The 18,177-nt window shown below is 40.1% G+C and carries 13 protein-coding genes; 9 read left to right on the top strand and 4 right to left on the bottom strand.

Features of this window, described 5'->3' with window-relative positions:
- Positions 1-4: 4 nt before the first annotated feature.
- The gene (locus IM797_RS02660; protein ID WP_228098686.1) at positions 5-820 is read left to right on the top strand and encodes a DUF4249 domain-containing protein; all 816 of its coding nucleotides are present in this window, start codon (positions 5-7) and stop codon (positions 818-820) included.
- Positions 821-894: 74 nt separating this feature from the next.
- On the top strand, positions 895-2,091 hold the full coding sequence (locus IM797_RS02655) for a GAF domain-containing sensor histidine kinase (protein WP_194125536.1): 1,197 nt from the start codon (positions 895-897) through the stop codon (positions 2,089-2,091).
- Here IM797_RS02655 and IM797_RS02650 read toward each other — a convergent pair whose 3' ends face one another.
- Positions 2,092-2,958 (bottom strand): aldose 1-epimerase family protein, encoded by an 867-nt coding sequence (locus IM797_RS02650; RefSeq protein WP_194125535.1) that lies wholly within the window; start codon positions 2,956-2,958, stop codon positions 2,092-2,094.
- A 165-nt stretch (positions 2,959-3,123) separates the two neighbouring features.
- Here IM797_RS02650 and IM797_RS02645 point away from each other — a divergent pair, with 165 nt between their 5' ends.
- The 7 genes from IM797_RS02645 to IM797_RS02615 all read left to right on the top strand — a co-directional run bounded on the left by IM797_RS02645 (position 3,124) and on the right by IM797_RS02615 (position 13,395).
- Entirely contained in the window at positions 3,124-3,723 is a 600-nt protein-coding gene (locus IM797_RS02645; RefSeq protein WP_228098685.1) for an RNA polymerase sigma factor, read from the top strand.
- A 74-nt stretch (positions 3,724-3,797) separates the two neighbouring features.
- Entirely contained in the window at positions 3,798-4,787 is a 990-nt protein-coding gene (locus IM797_RS02640; protein WP_194125534.1) for a FecR family protein, read from the top strand.
- Between the two features lie 249 nt (positions 4,788-5,036).
- On the top strand, positions 5,037-8,444 hold the full coding sequence (locus IM797_RS02635; protein WP_194125533.1) for a SusC/RagA family TonB-linked outer membrane protein: 3,408 nt from the start codon (positions 5,037-5,039) through the stop codon (positions 8,442-8,444).
- An 11-nt stretch (positions 8,445-8,455) separates the two neighbouring features.
- The gene (locus IM797_RS02630; RefSeq protein ID WP_194125532.1) at positions 8,456-9,952 is read left to right on the top strand and encodes a RagB/SusD family nutrient uptake outer membrane protein; all 1,497 of its coding nucleotides are present in this window, start codon (positions 8,456-8,458) and stop codon (positions 9,950-9,952) included.
- 15 nt (positions 9,953-9,967) lie between these two features.
- Entirely contained in the window at positions 9,968-10,654 is a 687-nt protein-coding gene (locus IM797_RS02625) for a DUF4843 domain-containing protein (RefSeq protein ID WP_194125531.1), read from the top strand.
- 31 nt (positions 10,655-10,685) lie between these two features.
- A complete protein-coding gene (locus IM797_RS02620; RefSeq protein ID WP_194125530.1) occupies positions 10,686-12,233 on the top strand; it encodes a PKD-like family lipoprotein in 1,548 nt (515 codons plus the stop codon).
- Positions 12,234-12,267: 34 nt separating this feature from the next.
- Positions 12,268-13,395 carry a TlpA disulfide reductase family protein gene (locus IM797_RS02615; RefSeq protein WP_194125529.1) on the top strand — a complete coding sequence of 376 codons (1,128 nt, stop codon included), beginning with the start codon at positions 12,268-12,270 and terminating at the stop codon, positions 13,393-13,395.
- A 58-nt stretch (positions 13,396-13,453) separates the two neighbouring features.
- Here the strand turns inward: IM797_RS02615 and IM797_RS02610 are convergent, their stop codons facing one another.
- Genes IM797_RS02610 through IM797_RS02600 form a run of 3 tightly spaced genes read right to left on the bottom strand, consistent with a single transcriptional unit; the run spans position 13,454 to position 18,177 of the window.
- Complete coding sequence (locus IM797_RS02610; RefSeq protein ID WP_194125528.1) at positions 13,454-15,622, bottom strand: S9 family peptidase; 2,169 nt, start codon at positions 15,620-15,622, stop codon at positions 13,454-13,456.
- Positions 15,623-15,625: 3 nt separating this feature from the next.
- A complete protein-coding gene (locus IM797_RS02605) occupies positions 15,626-17,491 on the bottom strand; it encodes an LTA synthase family protein (protein WP_194125527.1) in 1,866 nt (621 codons plus the stop codon).
- An 8-nt stretch (positions 17,492-17,499) separates the two neighbouring features.
- Positions 17,500-18,177, bottom strand: coding sequence for a DUF4412 domain-containing protein (locus IM797_RS02600; protein ID WP_194125526.1), 678 nt, complete (start codon positions 18,175-18,177; stop codon positions 17,500-17,502).

Genomic DNA, 18,177 nt, shown 5'->3' with positions numbered 1-18,177 from the left:
TGTCATGAGCTTTTTATACAGAATGATGAATTTTAGAATATATACACTGCTGGCCTTTATGGTACTGCTGGCGAGTGGTTGTGAAAAAGTGATCGACCTGAAACTGGACAATGCTGATGCCGCACTGGTTATTGAGGGAGGGGTGACGGATCAAAATGAAGCACAAATCGTTAAAATTTCGCGCACCTATAGCTTTACGGAGCCCAACAAATTCAATGGTGTCACAGGAGCTAAAATAACGCTTACACGCCCCAATGGGGTAGTGATGAATTATACAGAAGTTTCACCGGGAAAGTATCAAACGAGCAGATTTCGCGGCATTCCGGGAACAAAATATATATTGGATGTAAATGTAGATGGAAAAAGTTATTCTGCCACTTCCATAATGCCGCTTAAAGTTGCATTAGATTCAATTTCTTTCAAGCAATTTGACTTTTTTGGAAAATCAAACACCTACGCTGCAGTCAATTATATTGATCCTCCAGGCATCCAGAATCAATACCGCATGACCCTGACCTATAAAGGGAAAGTAGAGGCTGATATGGCTGAAGAAGACCGTTTTAACGATGGTAACAATGTGGCTAATGTGATTTTCTATAAACTTAACGATTTGATAACCGGGGATAGTGTACTGGTCGATTTTCAATGTATAGACAGAAATGTATTTAAATATTTTTATAGTTTAGGACAAAATTCTGGTGAGGGTGGGCCTCCTGTGGCACCTGCTAATCCGCCGTCAAATTTCAGCAATGGCGCTTTAGGTATTTTTAGCGCTTATACAACGGAGAAAAAAACAGCAGTGATCAGAAAATTGCCATAAAATTCTTTTTGGGTAATTGAATTGTTTTTATTGCTACCTTAGTGAGATCTCTATTACAATATTATAACAATCTCATGGTTACTCAAGCAGCCGATCAGCTACTGATTTTAAGTGAAGAGGAAAGAATTAAAGTTCTAAATGGATACGATATTCTTGATACTCCCCCAGATGGGTCATTTGACCGTTTAACACGTCTTGCGGCAAAGCTATTGCGCGTTCCTATTGCCATCGTTAGTCTGGTAGATACCGATCGTATTTGGTTCAAATCCAAATACGGCATAGATATTCAGCAAATTGAAAGGGCTGATGGTTTATGTACTTCTTCTATTTTAACAGATGGTTTTTATAGCATTGAAGATGCGAGTCTGGATCCACGGACGCTGGCTAATCCATTGGTTGCAGGAGAATTTGGTTTACGTTTTTATGCTGCTTTTCCGCTTAGAACAAGAGACGGCTTTAACCTAGGTACTTTTTGTGTCATCGATAAAGAACCGAGAAAACTGACGAAAGAAGAAGAAGGGATTTTGATGGATTTGAGAGACATTGTGATGGATCAGATGGAGCTTAGGCTGGCTTCCAGAAAATCTGTAGCGCAACACAATCAGATTTTAAATACAACTGCTCACGATCTGAAAAACCCACTAACTACTATACCGGTACGTGCAGATCTGATCAAATTGAAAAAACATGATCCGCAGGTAGTTGACAATATGTGTGACCAGATTAAAGTAGCCAGTCTGAATATGGTTCGTATCATAGATGAATTGCTGCAGTCTGGTAGCTTGGAAGCAGGAAAAATACACTTGTTAATGATGAAACTAAATCTTTCATTTTTGGTAAGCAATGTGGTTTCTATGAACCTTCCCCTGGCAGAACGTAAAAAGCAAACCATACACTTCAGTTCTGAGATGGATGTATTTGTTCGTGCCGATGAGGGTAAGCTTACCGAAATCGCCGATAACCTGATTAACAACGCTGTAAAATATGCACCTTCGGGAACCAACATTTATGCCCGGGTTCTGGTAAAGGACGATAAAGCCATCATCGAAATTGAGGACGAAGGTCCAGGCTTGACAGCAGATGATAAAATCCAGTTGTTTCAACGTTTCATGCGCTTAAGTGCTCAGCCGACAGGAGGGGAGCAGTCTACTGGCCTTGGACTTTCCATTGTTAAAGTATTGGTAGAGGCACACAATGGCCGTATATGGGCTGAAAGTGATGGCCAAGATCAGGGTGCTAAATTTATTGTCGAATTGCCGCTCAGCAGTTAATTAATAACAGGTAAGTGTCCATTTACGGCTCCATTGTTGATGACCTGATATTTTTACAATACCTTCTTTATCCTCCAGTTGCTGATTGTGGTCTATACCATCTGCAATGCCGCACCACGGTTCCAGACACACAAAGTTTGCGTTTTTAGCAGCCCAGATACCGAAGAATGGAAAGCCCGTAAAGCTAAAGTCTAGTCCGTGTTTGTTTTTGTGGTTTCTGACCGATATTTTGTCGCTTTCCAAAGATTTAAATACCAAAGCGTCGTCAAAAAATAATTCATGTGTTAAAGGCAACTGCTGGTTGGTCAATTTGAAGGTTTCCGTTTCGCTGGCAATCAGGTCGCCCGCGATCTTATGATAGTTTAATGTGTTGTCTTTATTAAATTGAATGTAGCAGTCGGTATATTCAATGCCACTTTGTAGCGGAGCTGCAAAAGCGGGGTGACCACCAATGGAAAAAAGCAATTCCAGGCTATCAGGATTGATGACCCGATACCTGCAGGTTAACGACTGACCGGATAATTGATAATGCAGCTGTAGTTTAAAGCTAAAAGGGTACATCTTTAACGTTTCTTCATTTTGTTCAAGGCTGAACTCAACTTCTGTCTGGCTGATTTGGTTCACTGAAAACTCACGGTCTCGTGCAAAGCCATGTCTGGGTAATTGATACTCCTGACCTTTATAAATATAACTACCTCCTTTTAAGGCCCCTACAATGGGAAACAGTATTGGACTAAATTTAGCCCAGTAATCGGCATCGCCATTCCATAAATAAGAGAGTTGGGTAGTTTTACTTTTTACTTTTTGTATTTCTGCACCCTTTTCAGCGATAGAAACCTCTAAATGTTCGTTTTCAAGAAAAATCATATTGAAGTAAAAGTAGAAAATAAAAATCGATAAGTTTATTGGGTTTTAAAAGTTATCTCTCTTTCAGTTTTATATGTAGTTACTATTTGATATATTGTTCGTTTAACCGTAATTTAGTTTGGGATTACCAATCGATGCCATTTAGTTGCGGTGTTTGTTTTTAAATTGGTAAAGGAAGCTTCCTTTGAGGGTAAACGGATGATAAATGATCGTGATATCAATGACTATGAACTTCTGTCTTTATTTAAGACGGGGAATGACCGCGCTTTTAAACTTATTTACGAACGGTACTGGCAGCTGCTATATGTGGCTGCATGTAAAATTTTGAACGATGAGGAAGAAGCTAAGGATGTTGTTCAGGACGTTTTTATCTCATTCTTTAATAAAGGTCCAAGTTTGGAAATTAATGTCAGCATCTCTGTTTATTTGTATTCAGCAGTGCGGTATAAAGTATTCGATTACATTAGCCGTAAAAAAGTTAGGGATCATTATATGGATTCTGTTGAGCAATTTATATCTGCCGGCAACTACAGCTCTGATACTGCATTGATCGAAAAAGAAATTAATGCGGAAATTGAAAAAGAGATTCAAAATTTACCCCAAAAAATGAAGGAAATATTTGAATTAAGTAGAAGAGATCAACTTTCCCATAAGGAAATAGCAGATTTACTTAATATCTCCGATAAAACCGTTAAAAAGCAGATTAACAATGCTATAAAGCTGATAAAGCCTAAGGTTCTTAACCATCTCAGGCTTCTTTTGTAATTTTTTTTAAAATATCTTCATTTTGTCTACTACCAAAGTTCTTTTGAACCGACATGTATCAAAAGAACTAAATAATGAAGGAAAGTTTTTCTGAGGATTTTTTTGAACGGTATGCTAAAGGCAATTGTACAGAAGAAGAGAAAACAATGTTAGAGAGTTGGTATTTGAATGAATTAAAGATGACAAGTTTTAGACCCTCTGATGATGCTTTGTTCGTTGCAGAGCAAGATATTTGGGGCAAAATCCAAAAAGAAACGCAACGCGTTAAAAAGCGGACCAGAAAGTTATATTTATTGGGCTGGACATCTGCTGCGGCTATGGTCGCCATTTCAATTCTCCTTTTTTATAACATTCAGTTTGATGGAACTACCGCAGAAAAAGAAGACTTATTTCCTGTTGCCCATCATAGTTCGATCACAGTTGTAAAAAATGAAAACAGTTTCAGGAAGCTTGCAGATGGGACTGTAGTTATTCTTAGTCAAGGCAGTACACTAACCATTTCCGATACTTTCGAACATGGGAATTTGAGAGAAGTTAAACTAAGCGGTAAGGCTTTTTTTGATGTCAAACATGATGCTGACCGTCCCTTTATAATCCATTCAGGTGGCGTGACCACTACTGTACTCGGAACCTCCTTTGACGTACTTGCTAACGATAAATCTAATTCTGTGACCATTAATGTAATCAGAGGAAAAGTTCGTGTGGAAAGCAAGCATAGAGCTTTAGCAATACTTACGCCCAATATGCAAATGGTATACGATAAAACTTTGAAAACAGCTGAAGTAAAGTCGATAGATGCCAATAAGGAGTTGGCATGGAACAGACAGGAAGATATGAGTTTTGATGATGTATCCCTGAAAGAGGCTAAAAAACTGCTTGAAGAACGTTTTAAAGTTAAAATCGTGGTTACAGATCAAGAGTTGTTGCATACGAAGTTTAGCACTTCACTGGGAGCTACAGACCACCTTGATCCTTTTCTGAAAAGTTTGTGTCTCTTTATCAATGCTAAATACACTTTTAAAAATAATAAAGAAGTATCAATAGAACCTTTAAACCAAAACTAACATGAAGAAATTTTACCCAATTCAGAGAAATTCAACGTAAAAAGGTAAGGTAACCAGTTCATATTGCGAGTATTAGCTGAATTACCTTACCTACGAGGCCCTCATTAAGAATGACAGGCCTTCTAATGTAATCCCAAGACGAAGTTTAGTAATCACATTAAAGACTAAAGTATGAATTTTTCTGCACAAGCAGCAAGAAACGGGAATTCTATTTTCCGGAAATTACCCACACCCTTTTTAATTTACTGTATGCGAGTAACCTTATTAATCGGTTTAGTTGTCACGATTTCTCTGCAAGTCGTAACGGCTTCTGTAAAAGGACAGGCATTGAGAAATGTTAACATTAGCATTGATCTTGACAATGATGATTTTTTTGCAGCCATCAAAAAGATAGAGCGTAGTACGCAGTTTCGGTTTCTTTACCGGATATCGGATGTTAAAGAAATTAAGGGTTTAACCTTAACGTCACAGTCCATCAGTGTAGAGAATCTGATCGCACAGTTATTGCAACGTTCAAATTTGACATTTAAACAGGTAGATGATCGGATTCTGATCCTCAAAAATGCTGAACAGCAACATCGCGATTTGCCACCCAATTCAAGCCATGAAACCATTGTTGCAGATACTTTGATTAAGGGAACTGTATTTGACGCCAAAACCAAGGACAGGATTCCTGGCGCTACTGTGAGGTTGAAAAATGGTAAAGCCAAAGCACTGACTGATAATAATGGAAATTTCAGGATTAGCGCTGCCATTGGTCATGTGTTGCTAGTTAGTTATATTGGTTATGAGACACAGGAAATTACGATAACCAGGGCTGTGCTGGAAGTTCGGTTGGGAGAATCCCCACAGTCCTTAAAGGGCGTGGTGGTGACTGGTATATTCGCTCAGTCGAAATCAACTTTTACTGGTGCTGCAAAAACTTTTAATGCAGAGGAGCTTTCTAAAGTTTCCAATAACAACGTGTTGTCTGCTTTAAAATCGCTCGACCCTTCTTTTCAAATTCCTGAGAATCTCTCGGCAGGATCTAACCCAAACGTATTGCCGGATGTGGTATTACGCGGAGGTAATACCTTGGTAGATACCAGACAGGTAGGCGGGGCCGATCCTTTTAATTACCAGGCATCACCAAATGCACCGCTATTTATTTTAGACGGATTTGAAACCACTTTGCAGCGCATCAATGATCTGGATATGAACAGAATCGCTAGCGTAACCATTTTGAAAGACGCCGGAGCCACAGCCATTTATGGTTCTAGAGGGGCAAATGGCGTAATTGTCATTGAGCAAGTGAGGCCAGTAGAGGGGAAACTTCGGTTTTCCTATAATGCCAGTACAAGCGTTGAAGCGCCTGATCTGAAGGGGTATGATCTACTAAACTCTAAAGAGAAATTTGAATTGGAAGACAGGTCCGGTTTTTTCAAAAATACTTTTAACACCACTCAAAATAACCTTGATCTGATCCGGGAGAGCCGATTGGCAGCTGTGAGTGCGGGGGTAAATACCGACTGGATCTCAAAGCCATTAAGGACGGGTATAGGGCAAAAGCATAACTTATACATTGAAGGTGGCGCTGAAGCGGTAACTTATGGTTTGAGCCTTACTTATGATCAAAATACAGGTGTCATGAAAGGATCCGACCGAAAAACAACCACAGGTAATTCATTTTTATCCTACAGACTTAAAAATTTTCAATTCAGAAATGACCTGACTCTCACGTTTAACAATGCCAACAATTCTCCATATGGTTCATTTCAGCAATACACCCGTTTAAATCCGTATTGGTCACCATACGATGCTAATGGAGCACTTAAAGTATATCTGGAAGAAGTTATAGATCCGGTAACAGGGTTGAGGATCACGAATGCTGATTATTATGATAATTTAAATGGTTATACAGGCCGGCCGGTAAACCCACTTTACAATGCTTCTTTAAATGTGACCGATAAAACCAATTCCCGTGGACTTACCAATAATTTTGAAACCAGATGGCAAGCCAAAGAATGGCTTCGCGTAACTGGTCGTTTATCCTATACCAAACAGAATGACGAGTCTGACATATTTTTACCTGCTCAACACAGTTCATTTGCCAATGTAACAACCTTCGAAAAAGGATCTTATACTAAGGGTACAGGCGATTTGCAGACTATAGAAGGCTTTTTAACTGGGGAAGCCAATAAGAATTTCGACAAACATTTTGTTTCTGTATCTGCTACGCTCAATGCAAGGGAAGTCGCTTACAATACACAAGCTGTACGTGTAATTGGTTTTCCTAATCCCAATCTGGATCAGTTGATATTGGGTAATCAGTATCCTGCAAATGGAAAGCCCACTGGTAGTGAAAGTTTAAACCGCTCTTTCGGAACATTGGTCCGTGGCGCTTACGCTTACGATAACCGCTATCTGTTTGATGTCACTTACCGTTTGGATGGCTCTTCGCTATTTGGATCGGATAGGCGTTATGCTCCATTCTGGTCTGTTGGAACCGGTTGGAATATCACCAATGAGGAATTTTTAAAAGGAAATTCCATTGTAAATGATGCCAAACTTCGTTACACGATAGGGACTACGGGTTCGCAAAGTTTTGAGAGTTATAAAGGAATCACCACCAGTCAGTATTATACTGATAGAGAATATCGGGGCGTGATTGCTTCTTATTTGCTGGGTTTTGGAAATTCGGCATTGGCCTGGCAAAAGACGCTAAAGCAGAATCTGGGATTGGATATTACTTTATTCAATCGGTTCAACTTGAGTGCCAATTATTTCATCGAACGCACCAAGGGTAGTATTGCCTTTATCTCGAGTGCACCTTCTTCAGGATTTTCTGGTTACTATGACAATATGGGCGATGTGGTTAATAAAGGATATGAGCTTTATGGCCGTTTCAACATCATTGCCAATCCAAGTAACAGAAACAATTGGTCGGTGTTTGTAAACGCTTTTCATGTAAGCAATAAAATTGAGAAAATATCCTCAACCATCAAGGCATTAAACGCCAAAGCTACGAGTACCAATTCCACAGTACCCTTGCCAAGATATGCAGAAGGCCAGTCCGTCAATGTCATCTGGGCAGTACAATCCTTGGGTATTGATCCTGCTTCAGGCGTTGAATTGTTCCGTTCGCGGGATGGAAGTGTGACTAATGTATATAATCCGGCTGACCAGGTGATTGTGGGGGATAAGACCTCAACCATCAAAGGGACAATCGGAACCAATATGGAGATTGCCGGAATAGGCTTAAACTTATACCTCAGATTTGATTTCGGAGGAGATGCATATAATCAAACCCTTGTAGACCGTGTAGAAAATGCAAATGCTGCATTGTACAACGTGGACAGAAGGGTGTATGATTCGAGATGGCAAAAACCAGGAGACATTACTTTTTACCGTGGTATTGTAAACTATACCAACAACATCAACGCGCCAATTACCTACGCCACTTCTAGATTTGTTCAAAAGAACAACTTCATAGCTGGGGAAAGTGCTTCAGTTTATTACCGCTTTAATGATCGGTTTAACAAGAAGTTGGGCTTGCAAAACACCAAAGTCACTTTGTTTGGCAGTGATCTTTTCAGATTAGCCAGCATTAAACGTGAGCGAGGACTAGATTATCCATTTGCACACAGTTTTACGCTACAGTTACAAACTACTTTTTAATTGAGATGAAGATGAAATTAAAAACCACACAACTTAAAAAATCACTTTTCCCGGTTTATTTATTCGGTTTGCTACTGTTGCTGGCCTCCTGTAATAAATGGCTTGATGTTGATCCTAAAACCAAAGTAAAAGAGGGGAAACAATTCAGTTCCAAACAAGGCTATATAGATGCACTGTTTGGCATATATCAACAAGCTGCAGAACTGACCAGCTATGGTGGCCAACTGACATATGGCATGCTGGACATCCTGGCGCAACGCTATGAAAATAAAGCATTGACAACCAATATTATTGGTAAGATGGCCCGATATTCTTATTCTGATTCTGATGTTCAAACTGCCATTAGTGCTGTATTTAACAATCAATACAAAATAATTGCACAGGCTAATTTTGTCCTTAAAAATGTGGATCAGAGTGAGGGCGTGCTTGATGAAACTTCCAAAAATATCATCAAGGGTGAGGCTCTGGCCATGCGTGCTTATGTTCATTTTGACCTGGCGCGTTTATTTTCAGAACGCTATGCTGATGGTGCGAATGCTTCGGCACCGTCTATAGCTTATCTGAAAGATTTTACGGTAACACCGCAGGGGAGAGTAAACTTGGGAACGGTACTTGCGCTTTGTGAGGCCGACCTTAAAGCGGCTGAAAGTTTATTGGCTGTTAACCAGACTATTGATCAGATTGCATTGAACCAGGGTAGCACAAATGCGGATCTTTTCCTGCAATTTAGGCAAAATCACATGAATTACTGGGCTGTAAAAGCATTGCTTGCCAGATTGTATCTGTATAAAGGAGATAAAGTAAACGCTTTAAAATATGCTACGGATGTGATCAATAGCCAGAAATTCAATTTCATCCTCCCTGCAAATATCAATGTTGACGCTACGGTAAATGCTTCTGATCTTACTTTTACGTCGGAGCATGTTTTTTCCATTTATGTTTCCAGTTTGAAAGTACGGGCCGATGATGTATTTAAGAACACGACTACGACAGGTGAGGCAAACGACCTTTGGTCTACCCGTGCGAAACTCGACGCGGCTTTTCAGGCTTCATTGGTAGGGTATGGCACCGACATCCGCCGGCCCGGCGCAACCAAAAGTTTATGGAATGAAATTGCTTCTACCACAGTGTACAGCAAAAAGTACTGGAGTGATGCACCAGCCAACGTCAAACAGCGGTTAATCCCCTTGATCCGTTTATCGGAAATGTATTATATCGCTGCAGAGGCTGCCCCAACCATTGCTGATGGTATCAAGTATTTGAATGTGGTACGTGTGAACAGACTGATTCCTGAAATTGCCCCCCCGGCTACCCAGGCTGAGTTTGATACAGAGCTTCAATTCGAATACCGCAAGGAGTTTTATGCAGAGGGACAATTGTGGTTTTATTACAAACGTAAAAATGTCCTCACCATACCTGATGGGATTGTCAACCCAATGACAACTGCAAAATATGTTTTTCCAATTCCTAATGACGAGTTGGAGTTTGGTTCAGTAGTAGGTAATTAATCTTGAATATAGGATATGGAAAAGATCGTAAAAAAGACTGTGCTGTTGTTCTTGCTGATTTTGGCATTTGCATCCTGCACAAAAAATAAAGAATTGTTATTTGATGAGGCCAATCTGGTTTACGTGGAATATCAGGATAGTACAGATTACACTTTTGCAACAAGACCTGCAGCTGTTGTGATGGATTCTATTGTGGTGAGTTACCGGATTATTGGATCTGTGTCGGCAAAAGACAGGCAAATCAAACTTGTGCCAACTGCTGCAACTACAGCCAAAGCAGGTTACCATTATAAAGTTGGAACTGCAGTTATCAAAGCCAATGAATTTAGCAGCAAAGTGCCGATTTATGTTTATCGCAGGCCTGGATTAAAGGATAGTTCATTGGTTGTTGTACTACAGGTAGCCGAAAATGAAGACTTTAAGCCTGGTTTTCCAAAGCGACTGAATTATAAATTTACACTGACAGATGTACTTAAAAAACCGTCCAACTGGGAAACCACCTGGGTGTCTTACTTTGGCAGTTATTCTGAAGTTAAATTCAAGTTTTTAATTACTGCAACAGGTAAAACAGACTGGAATTCGTCGCCATTACCTCAAGACTCCAGGTACCTTTCGCAAAAAGCCAGAAATGCTTTGCTGGAATACAATCAAACCTATGGCCCGTTGATCGATGAAAATGGACAGCAGGTGTTTTTTCCTTAATTAATTATTTTTTTAGCTAATCATACATCACATGAATTTTAAAAATAACAATTTATCCAGCGTTTTCTTTATGCTGTCTTTATTTTTCTTTGGCAGTTGCTATAAGGATCACAGCAATAAAGACCTTGCGCCAACCAATAAGATTGATATAACGGATGCCAAAGCGGCATCACAATTCGTGGTATTTCAAGGAGATTCCTTGAAATTAAAACCAACGTTATCTCAAAGTTTAAGCAGTAACATCAGCCAATTAGAATTTACCTGGATTGTTTACAATAACAATGGCGCGGTAAGCCTAGCCGCTCCAAGGATCGAGATCTCAAAGGATTATGAACTTAAATATTTGGTAAAAGGAGATCCTTTTATTTTAGGAGAACCTTATATCGTTAGGCTTGGTGTAAAGGATAAAACCACAGGAGTGACTTCCTATTTAAACTACAGTGTGCTCATCGGGAATAAATATGGTACCGGATGGCTAGTGTTGGAAGATAAAGCAGGAAAAGGCGATCTGTCATTTGTGTTTACAGACTTTACTGCTGAGCACGGTATTTATACAGATCGGAATACGGCTGCAATAACGGGTCCACGAAAGCTAGAAATCACACCGTTTCCAGTTACTGACGATATTTCTACTACGGGTAAGCGTCTGTATATTTTAGCTGACAATGGGAGCCAGGAATATAATTATCTAACTATGGTGAAGAAGTTTGATTACGGATTTCTATTTTTTAGCGCGCCTGCCATACAAAACCCTACCGTAATGACCTGGACAAGTCAATATACTTATAGTGGAGTAAGAAGTGCCGCCCTTGGTATTGCCATTAACAATGGCAAGCTCCATTCCAACCTGGTCGGCGGATTTCCAGGAGTTAAAAAATGGGGTGATGTCGCGCTAAACCCACAGGGAAATCAAAATTATTCACTTGCGCCCTATGTTGTAGGTGGAGAAACCTATCCGGCCATAGTTTATGACAATACTTCGAAACGGTTTTATCGGATTCAGGCATACAACCCGACACCTGTAGCAGGAACGCTGGAAGTTTTTCCGTCAGGTAGCACCTCTGGTGTAAGCAGTGTATTTGATATGAATGATGTGGGCATGACCATGCTGTTTCAGGACTCGGCTGATGTCGTTAACGATTATAACGCCATCATGAAAAGCGTAGATAACCAGGCTTATTTGCTCCGGTATAAAACAAAAAACAGTGCTACAGCTCCTACAATAACTTTGGGGAAAACCCTAATGAATGCTCCTGGTATTTTAAATTATAGTGCTGCTGCCGGATCTACTACCACTCCACATATCTATTATGGCAATGCAAATATTCTTTCACGTTATGAAACAAGTTCTAATGCCGTTGTAGAAACTTATTCCTTTCCTATTGGCGAAAACATCACAGCGATTAAGTACACTAAAGGATATTATGATAAAAAAGGACCGAGACTAGCAGTTGCCACCTGGAATGGAAGCGCCGGCAAAGTTTATTATTTCGCCATCAATGCCAATGGAGCAATTGGTTCTTATACCAATGTAGTCTCTGGCTTTAGTAAAATTGTCGATCTCGTTTATAAATATTAATCCATTTCTAATTGTTTACTAATTATTATATCTTATGATTTTAATAAAATTAAAACTACATTTCTGTAAGTCAGCATTGATAGCGCTATTGATCACAGTTTTTTTTGGGACTACGGCATATGCACAAACGAGCGGGACCTATCAGGTTACTGGTAATATTGAAGGGCTGGCTGATCAGAAGGTTTACCTTAGTGCCAAAACTAAAGGTTTAACTATTGCCGACTCCGTCCTGGCCAAAAATGGCCACTTTGAGTTTAAAGGGAAAACTCCGGGAGCCCTGGTTTATTATCTGCGCTTCGGAAAATCAACTTATCTCAGCGTACCCATAGATGTTAACGAACAAGTTGAGATCACAGGGAATTTAGATCATTTAACGGAAGATGATGTTAAAGGCGCGAAAATGCTTCCGGTATGGAAAGAGTGGTTCAAGGGGTGGGAAACGATAAGGAGCCGCGCGAGTGTACTTTATAAAATGCTGGACAGTGTAGGTAAAGCAGGAAAGGATGCCGATCGCAGTTATGTAGACACAGAATTTAAAAGGCTAGACCAGCGCCTGATTGATTCTGTAGAAGTATTGGTAAAGAAATATCCTTCTTCACCCATTACACCATTTATCATCATCGATCGCTTTATCAATTATCCAAATCCCGAAAAAGCCAAAAGCACCTACGCTGCACTAAGTACAGCAGGGAAGAATTCATTGTATGGTCAGGAACTTGGCGAGGCACTGCGTATTGCTTCAAAAACAGGGATTGGTGTAAAGCCAGATTTTACCATGGCCGACAGGAATGGTCAGTCGTTTAAGTTGTCCAGTCTTAAAGGTAAAGTGGTGCTTGTTGATTTCTGGGCAAGCTGGTGCGGGCCGTGTAGAAAAGAAAATCCAAAGCTGGTCAAAGCTTATGCAAAATATCATGGCAAAGGATTTGAAATTGTAGGTGTTTCCCTGGATGACAAAAAAGACAATTGGTTAAAGGCTATTGACGCGGATCAGTTGGGTTGGCTTCATGTATCAGATCTGAAAGGATGGAAAAGCGATTTGGCTGCTGAGTACGGGATCCGTTCTATTCCAACAAGTTTTTTAGTAGATGCAGATGGGAAGATCATTGCAAAAGATCTACGGGGAGATCAATTGGAAAAAAAATTGGCTGACATTTTTAAATAGTTAGGTTATAAAAAAATATCCCTGGATCTGCATAGTCCGGGGATATTTTTGCTTTCTTCTATTTGCCTCCAGGTGGACAGTATTGTTGTAAAAATTTGGTATAAGTCAGCGCCAGATGTTCCGAAGTTCCTTCGCCTTCATTGATGCTGTGCGTCCGGTTTGGGTAAGACATCATTTGAAATACCTTTCTGTTCTTGATCAGCTCGTTGATCAGCATTTCTGCATTTTGGTAATGTACGTTGTCATCACCAGTGCCATGGATATATAATAAATTTCCCTGTAGGTTTTTTGCATAGGTAACCGGCGAGCCTTTGATGTAAGCTTCTTTAGTAACCAATGGGGAGCCCATATAACGCTCCTGATAAATGTTGTCATAGGTTAACTGGTTGCCAACAGCAGCAATGGCAATACCTGTTTTGTAAATCTCCGGATATTGGAACATCAGGTTAAGGGTAGAGGAACCACCGCCACTCCAACCCCAAACGGCAACACGGTCTTTATCTACAAATGACCACTGAAGGATTTTCTTAGCTGCCATTGCCTGGTCTCGGATGTTCAGTATACCAATGCTTTTGTAAATACTTTTACGCCATTCCCTACCTTTAGGAGCAGGAGCACCCCTGTTTTCAACAGATATATAGATATATCCATCTTTAGGCATATTACCCGCATATAGCCAGTTCACACCAGCACCATAGGTATCGGTAACCGTTTGAGAAGCAGGCTCTCCATACACGTAAAATACTACCGGATATTTTTTTGTCTGATCGAAGTTGTCAGGTTTACGCATCCATCCGTCCATTACAACGCCATCTTCCGTAGTTACTTTGAAGAACTCCACCGGGGCCTTACCTGGTCTGATCCTTGCCAGTTGACTGGTGATGCTACCCTCCATTGTAAATGGATTTAAGCTGGTCATTTTCATCCATTCTGTCAATGGCCTAATATTGGAATTGGTATAGGTATGGCGGGCAAACAGACCATTTGGCGAAATCTCGTAACTGTGTGTACCGGGTAATACAGAAGGAGTAACCATTTCTGGTTTTGCACCCCCACTTAATTTGGTTTTGTACAGATATCTTTGCGTCGCATTGTTAGGTGAAGCAATGAAATACAACCAGTTGTTTTTCTCGTCAACCAGTGATTTTTCAATCACATCGTAATCACCTTTAGTGATCAGGGTTTGCTTCTTGCCATCTTTGCTGATGCGGTATTGGTGTCGCCAGCCATCTTTTTCACTGGACCATAAGAATTCTTTTCCTCCGTTAATCCATTCCCATTCTTCACCTGCATCAATCCAGGCTTTATCTGTTTCTGTATAAATGTTGTTTGCCGAAGCTGTTGCTGCGTTCACGACAAATAATTTACTTACATTCTGCTCGCGGTTTAGCTGTTGCAGAATTACCTCATTGCTATTTGGAATCCAGTTCATCCTAGGAATGTAGTTTTGAACCGGACTGCCTGGAATAGCTAGCCATTTGGTTTGCGCAGTAGTAATATTTACAACCCCTACCTTACAGGATGAAGGATCCTGGCCAACTTTAGGATATTCTACAGGAATGGTATAAGCATAAATCGAATCTGTATTGTCTATCATCAGGAAGTTTCTGATTTTAGAAGCATCAATTTGCCAATAGGCGATGGATTTTCCATCGGGGCTCCATCTAAACCCATCTCTGCAGTCAAATTCTTCTTCATAAACCCAATCAAAAGTACCATTGATCATTCTGTCAGTACCGTCAGTGGTCAAAGCTTTAGATGTCATGTTCAGTATGTCATCTACATATAGATTGTGCTTGCTAACATAAGCTACTTGATTACCGTCCGGAGAAAACTTGGCGAACATCAGCGAAGATGCTGGTTTGTCTTTCCCCACTTTAGTCAGGGTATTTGCTTTTAAATCTGCCACATAGTAATCGCCTCGGGTTTCATAACGCCAAACTTTCTTACTATTGGTAAAGATCAGGACTTTACTTTCATCGGCCGATACCTGGAAATCCTTAATGTAATTGATCCCATTACCTCCGGCAAACAATAAGTTTCGGCTTACAATCGTTTTGCGCTCGTTTTGAGGTAGAGAAATACTTACCAGTTCGCCATCGATAACCTGGTAATAGGCATTACCGTCTTTGGTAAACCTGAGCTCTTGTTTTTGTGCATTGGCTGTGCCATAAACAAAAATCAATACAGCGAAGCTGAGTTTAAAAATGATGCGTTTGAAATTCATTTTTTATAGTTCTATAAATTGATGATATACGGTTTGCAGATAGGCTTTAGCCTGGTCTAAGGTTTTTTCTGTCTGCGTCTTATCGGCGTCGTTACTGTTGTACAGGATTTGTTTTCCTACATTGTCAAACGTAACACATTGTTTGTTATCGATAAAGCCCATTCCATTGTCCCAACTAAAAAAAGCAAAAGGTTTGGTGTAAGGATTTAACAGGTTTTTACTCCACATAAATTCTTTAGCAGGGATATTGAGTTGAGTTAATAAGGTTGCAGCAATGTCAGTCTGACTACCAATGTGATCAAACTTACGTCCCTTATATTCGTCCTTAATCACATCTCCATAAAACAGTAAGGGGATATGATAGCGCTGTGGAACCGAAATGTCGTATTTATTTTTAGGTAATAAATGGCCATGATCTGCAACAAAAACAAACAAGGTGTTTTTATACCAGATTTCTTTCTTTGCATTGTTTAAATAAGCATTAATGCAGGAATCGGTATAATAGGCAGTACTTTTGAATTTTGCAATATTGTCGGCTTCGCCAAATTTATGCCTTCCGGGCAAGTCGTAGGGCTCGTGATTGGTCAGGGTAAGTAACGTTGAAAAGAAGGGTTGAGGCTCTTGTTTTAAATCGCTGATTTGCCTTGCAAATACCACTTCATCATATTTACCCCAGCGTGATTTTAAATCATTACCACTAAAGCTGTTTTTGTCTATGAGTTTTTGATAATTGTGGCTGAGGATAAAAGCTTTGTAATTGTCGAATTCTGATTCACCTCCATAAAAAAAAGATGTATGGTAGCCGTTTTTAAAGAAGGATTGTGAAATGGCCGGAATCTTTTGCATTTTTTCGGGCCATTTAACCACGCTGCCCGCAGCAAGGGTAGGAAAGGCTGCTAAACTCGCTACAATGCCCTTATCTGTTCTGCTCCCCGACGAATAGATCTGACTAAATAAAACACCTTTGTTAATCAGGCTGTCAAAATGAGGTGTAATGCTATCCTCATTACCCAGTGTTTTTGTCAGATCAGCTGTAAAACTCTCAATGATGATCAATATCACATTCGGGCGTTTGGTATTTAGAATTTGAACCGTACTATCTTTGGCAGGGGTATATAACTCCTTTATATTTTGGCTGGCCAGTTTTGCATCAAGATATACATAAGGATTTCCTTTTGTGGCCCTCGTGTCAAAGGCACCCGCTAGTAAATTCCATTCGGTATTTACTGCGGCCTGGTTCAAAATCTGTTCCTTTGAAAAATAAGCCATGCTTTGGTTGATCGGCGAGCCTCCAAGTCCACCTCTGATCAGCAGAAAAGTAACGGCACAAAGCAGCAGGCTGGCAATTGATCTGATCCAGATTGGAACCGGGGTAAAGGTAAGTTTTTTGGAAACGATAAAATGTTGCAGGAAAAAGCCAATTACACTGAGCAAGGCAATAAGAGAGACCGAAAGTGCAACAGGTGAAGATGCACTTGATGCCATCGCCTCCTTAGGTGAGGTGATCAGAAAACCGATAGCCTGTGCATTGATTTTGATCCCCCATTCTCTGAAAGTATTGAAATTGATTCCAGAGAAACTGCTGCAAAGTACAACCAGAACCATAATATAATACGGTAGCCATTTGAGCTGTATATTTTTACGGCCGTTTAACAACCAAAAAATGTAGCTTAAAAGCGGAATGACGGTCAGGTAGGCCGTCATCGATAGATCAAGCTTTAAAGCATGATAAAAGGTAGCGCAAATTTCACTAAAGGGAACTCCACTCAGCTTTTGGTTATACAACATCAAAAACAGGATGCGGTCAATGAAAAAGAAAATGAGCCAGAATAAATAGAATCTGACAAAAAATAACAAGCTTTTGATCATACCGAACTTTATTGTCCACCACGCATGGCGCGCAATTCTGCCATTGTTTTCAATTCATAACCTTTAGGTACATCTAAAGAATATGGAGGAATTTTGCTTTCCTTGATATTTTTTAGCGTCAACACGGTTTTAAATCCGTCCTGTACATTGCTAAATTTAACTGGTGTTCCTTGTATAGCTGAAAGACCTGGGGGATGCACGCCCGCTGGAAGCTTGATGTCGTTGGTTACCCATAATTCGTAATTGGCGCCGTTATTGTCCTGGTAGGTATATTTTTCAGCATTATATCCACCAATAGTTTGCTTTTCGCCTGTAGCTTTAAAACCTGTAAAAGTAAAAGAACCACTTTGTTTTTCAATGTCTTCTTTCGTCATTTGCGCTGCATATTGTTTTTGCATCATTGGAATGTCGACCAATACCAGGGCTTTTTTGGCTACACCATCGGTCAATACTTTAAGCATCGCAGCACCCATGTCGATCTGTACTTTCGAAATGTCGCCACTAAATTCCACTTTGCTTTCTGATGGAAGGACAGAAGGGTCTACTTGCTTTTTCTGATCTTCGGTCAGTACATACTCTATTCCGTAGGTAATTGTACCGGAGTTAATGACTTTTTGAGCTTTGGCAATGATTGCAGTGCTAATTAAAATGGCAACAAGAACGGCCGTTTTGATTGATTTAAACAT

Origin of the sequence: Pedobacter sp. MC2016-24, assembly GCF_015223055.1 — a bacterium.
In the GTDB taxonomy this organism is placed as follows: Bacteria; Bacteroidota; Bacteroidia; order Sphingobacteriales; family Sphingobacteriaceae; genus Pedobacter.
This window is presented reverse-complemented; position numbering and strand designations above follow the sequence as displayed.

Excerpts from the sequence above, each read along its gene's own strand:
- IM797_RS02660 (WP_228098686.1), top strand. The coding sequence starts at position 5 with ATGAGCTTTTTATACAGAATGATGAATTTTAGAATATATACACTGCTG.
- IM797_RS02655 (WP_194125536.1), top strand. The coding sequence starts at position 895 with ATGGTTACTCAAGCAGCCGATCAGCTACTGATTTTAAGTGAAGAGGAA.
- IM797_RS02650 (WP_194125535.1), bottom strand. The coding sequence starts at position 2,958 with ATGATTTTTCTTGAAAACGAACATTTAGAGGTTTCTATCGCTGAAAAG.
- IM797_RS02640 (WP_194125534.1), top strand. The coding sequence starts at position 3,798 with ATGAAGGAAAGTTTTTCTGAGGATTTTTTTGAACGGTATGCTAAAGGC.
- IM797_RS02635 (WP_194125533.1), top strand. The coding sequence starts at position 5,037 with ATGCGAGTAACCTTATTAATCGGTTTAGTTGTCACGATTTCTCTGCAA.
- IM797_RS02630 (WP_194125532.1), top strand. The coding sequence starts at position 8,456 with ATGAAATTAAAAACCACACAACTTAAAAAATCACTTTTCCCGGTTTAT.
- IM797_RS02625 (WP_194125531.1), top strand. The coding sequence starts at position 9,968 with ATGGAAAAGATCGTAAAAAAGACTGTGCTGTTGTTCTTGCTGATTTTG.
- IM797_RS02620 (WP_194125530.1), top strand. The coding sequence starts at position 10,686 with ATGAATTTTAAAAATAACAATTTATCCAGCGTTTTCTTTATGCTGTCT.
- IM797_RS02615 (WP_194125529.1), top strand. The coding sequence starts at position 12,268 with ATGATTTTAATAAAATTAAAACTACATTTCTGTAAGTCAGCATTGATA.
- IM797_RS02610 (WP_194125528.1), bottom strand. The coding sequence starts at position 15,622 with ATGAATTTCAAACGCATCATTTTTAAACTCAGCTTCGCTGTATTGATT.
- IM797_RS02605 (WP_194125527.1), bottom strand. The coding sequence starts at position 17,491 with ATGATCAAAAGCTTGTTATTTTTTGTCAGATTCTATTTATTCTGGCTC.
- IM797_RS02600 (WP_194125526.1), bottom strand. The coding sequence starts at position 18,177 with ATGTTTAAATCAATCAAAACGGCCGTTCTTGTTGCCATTTTAATTAGC.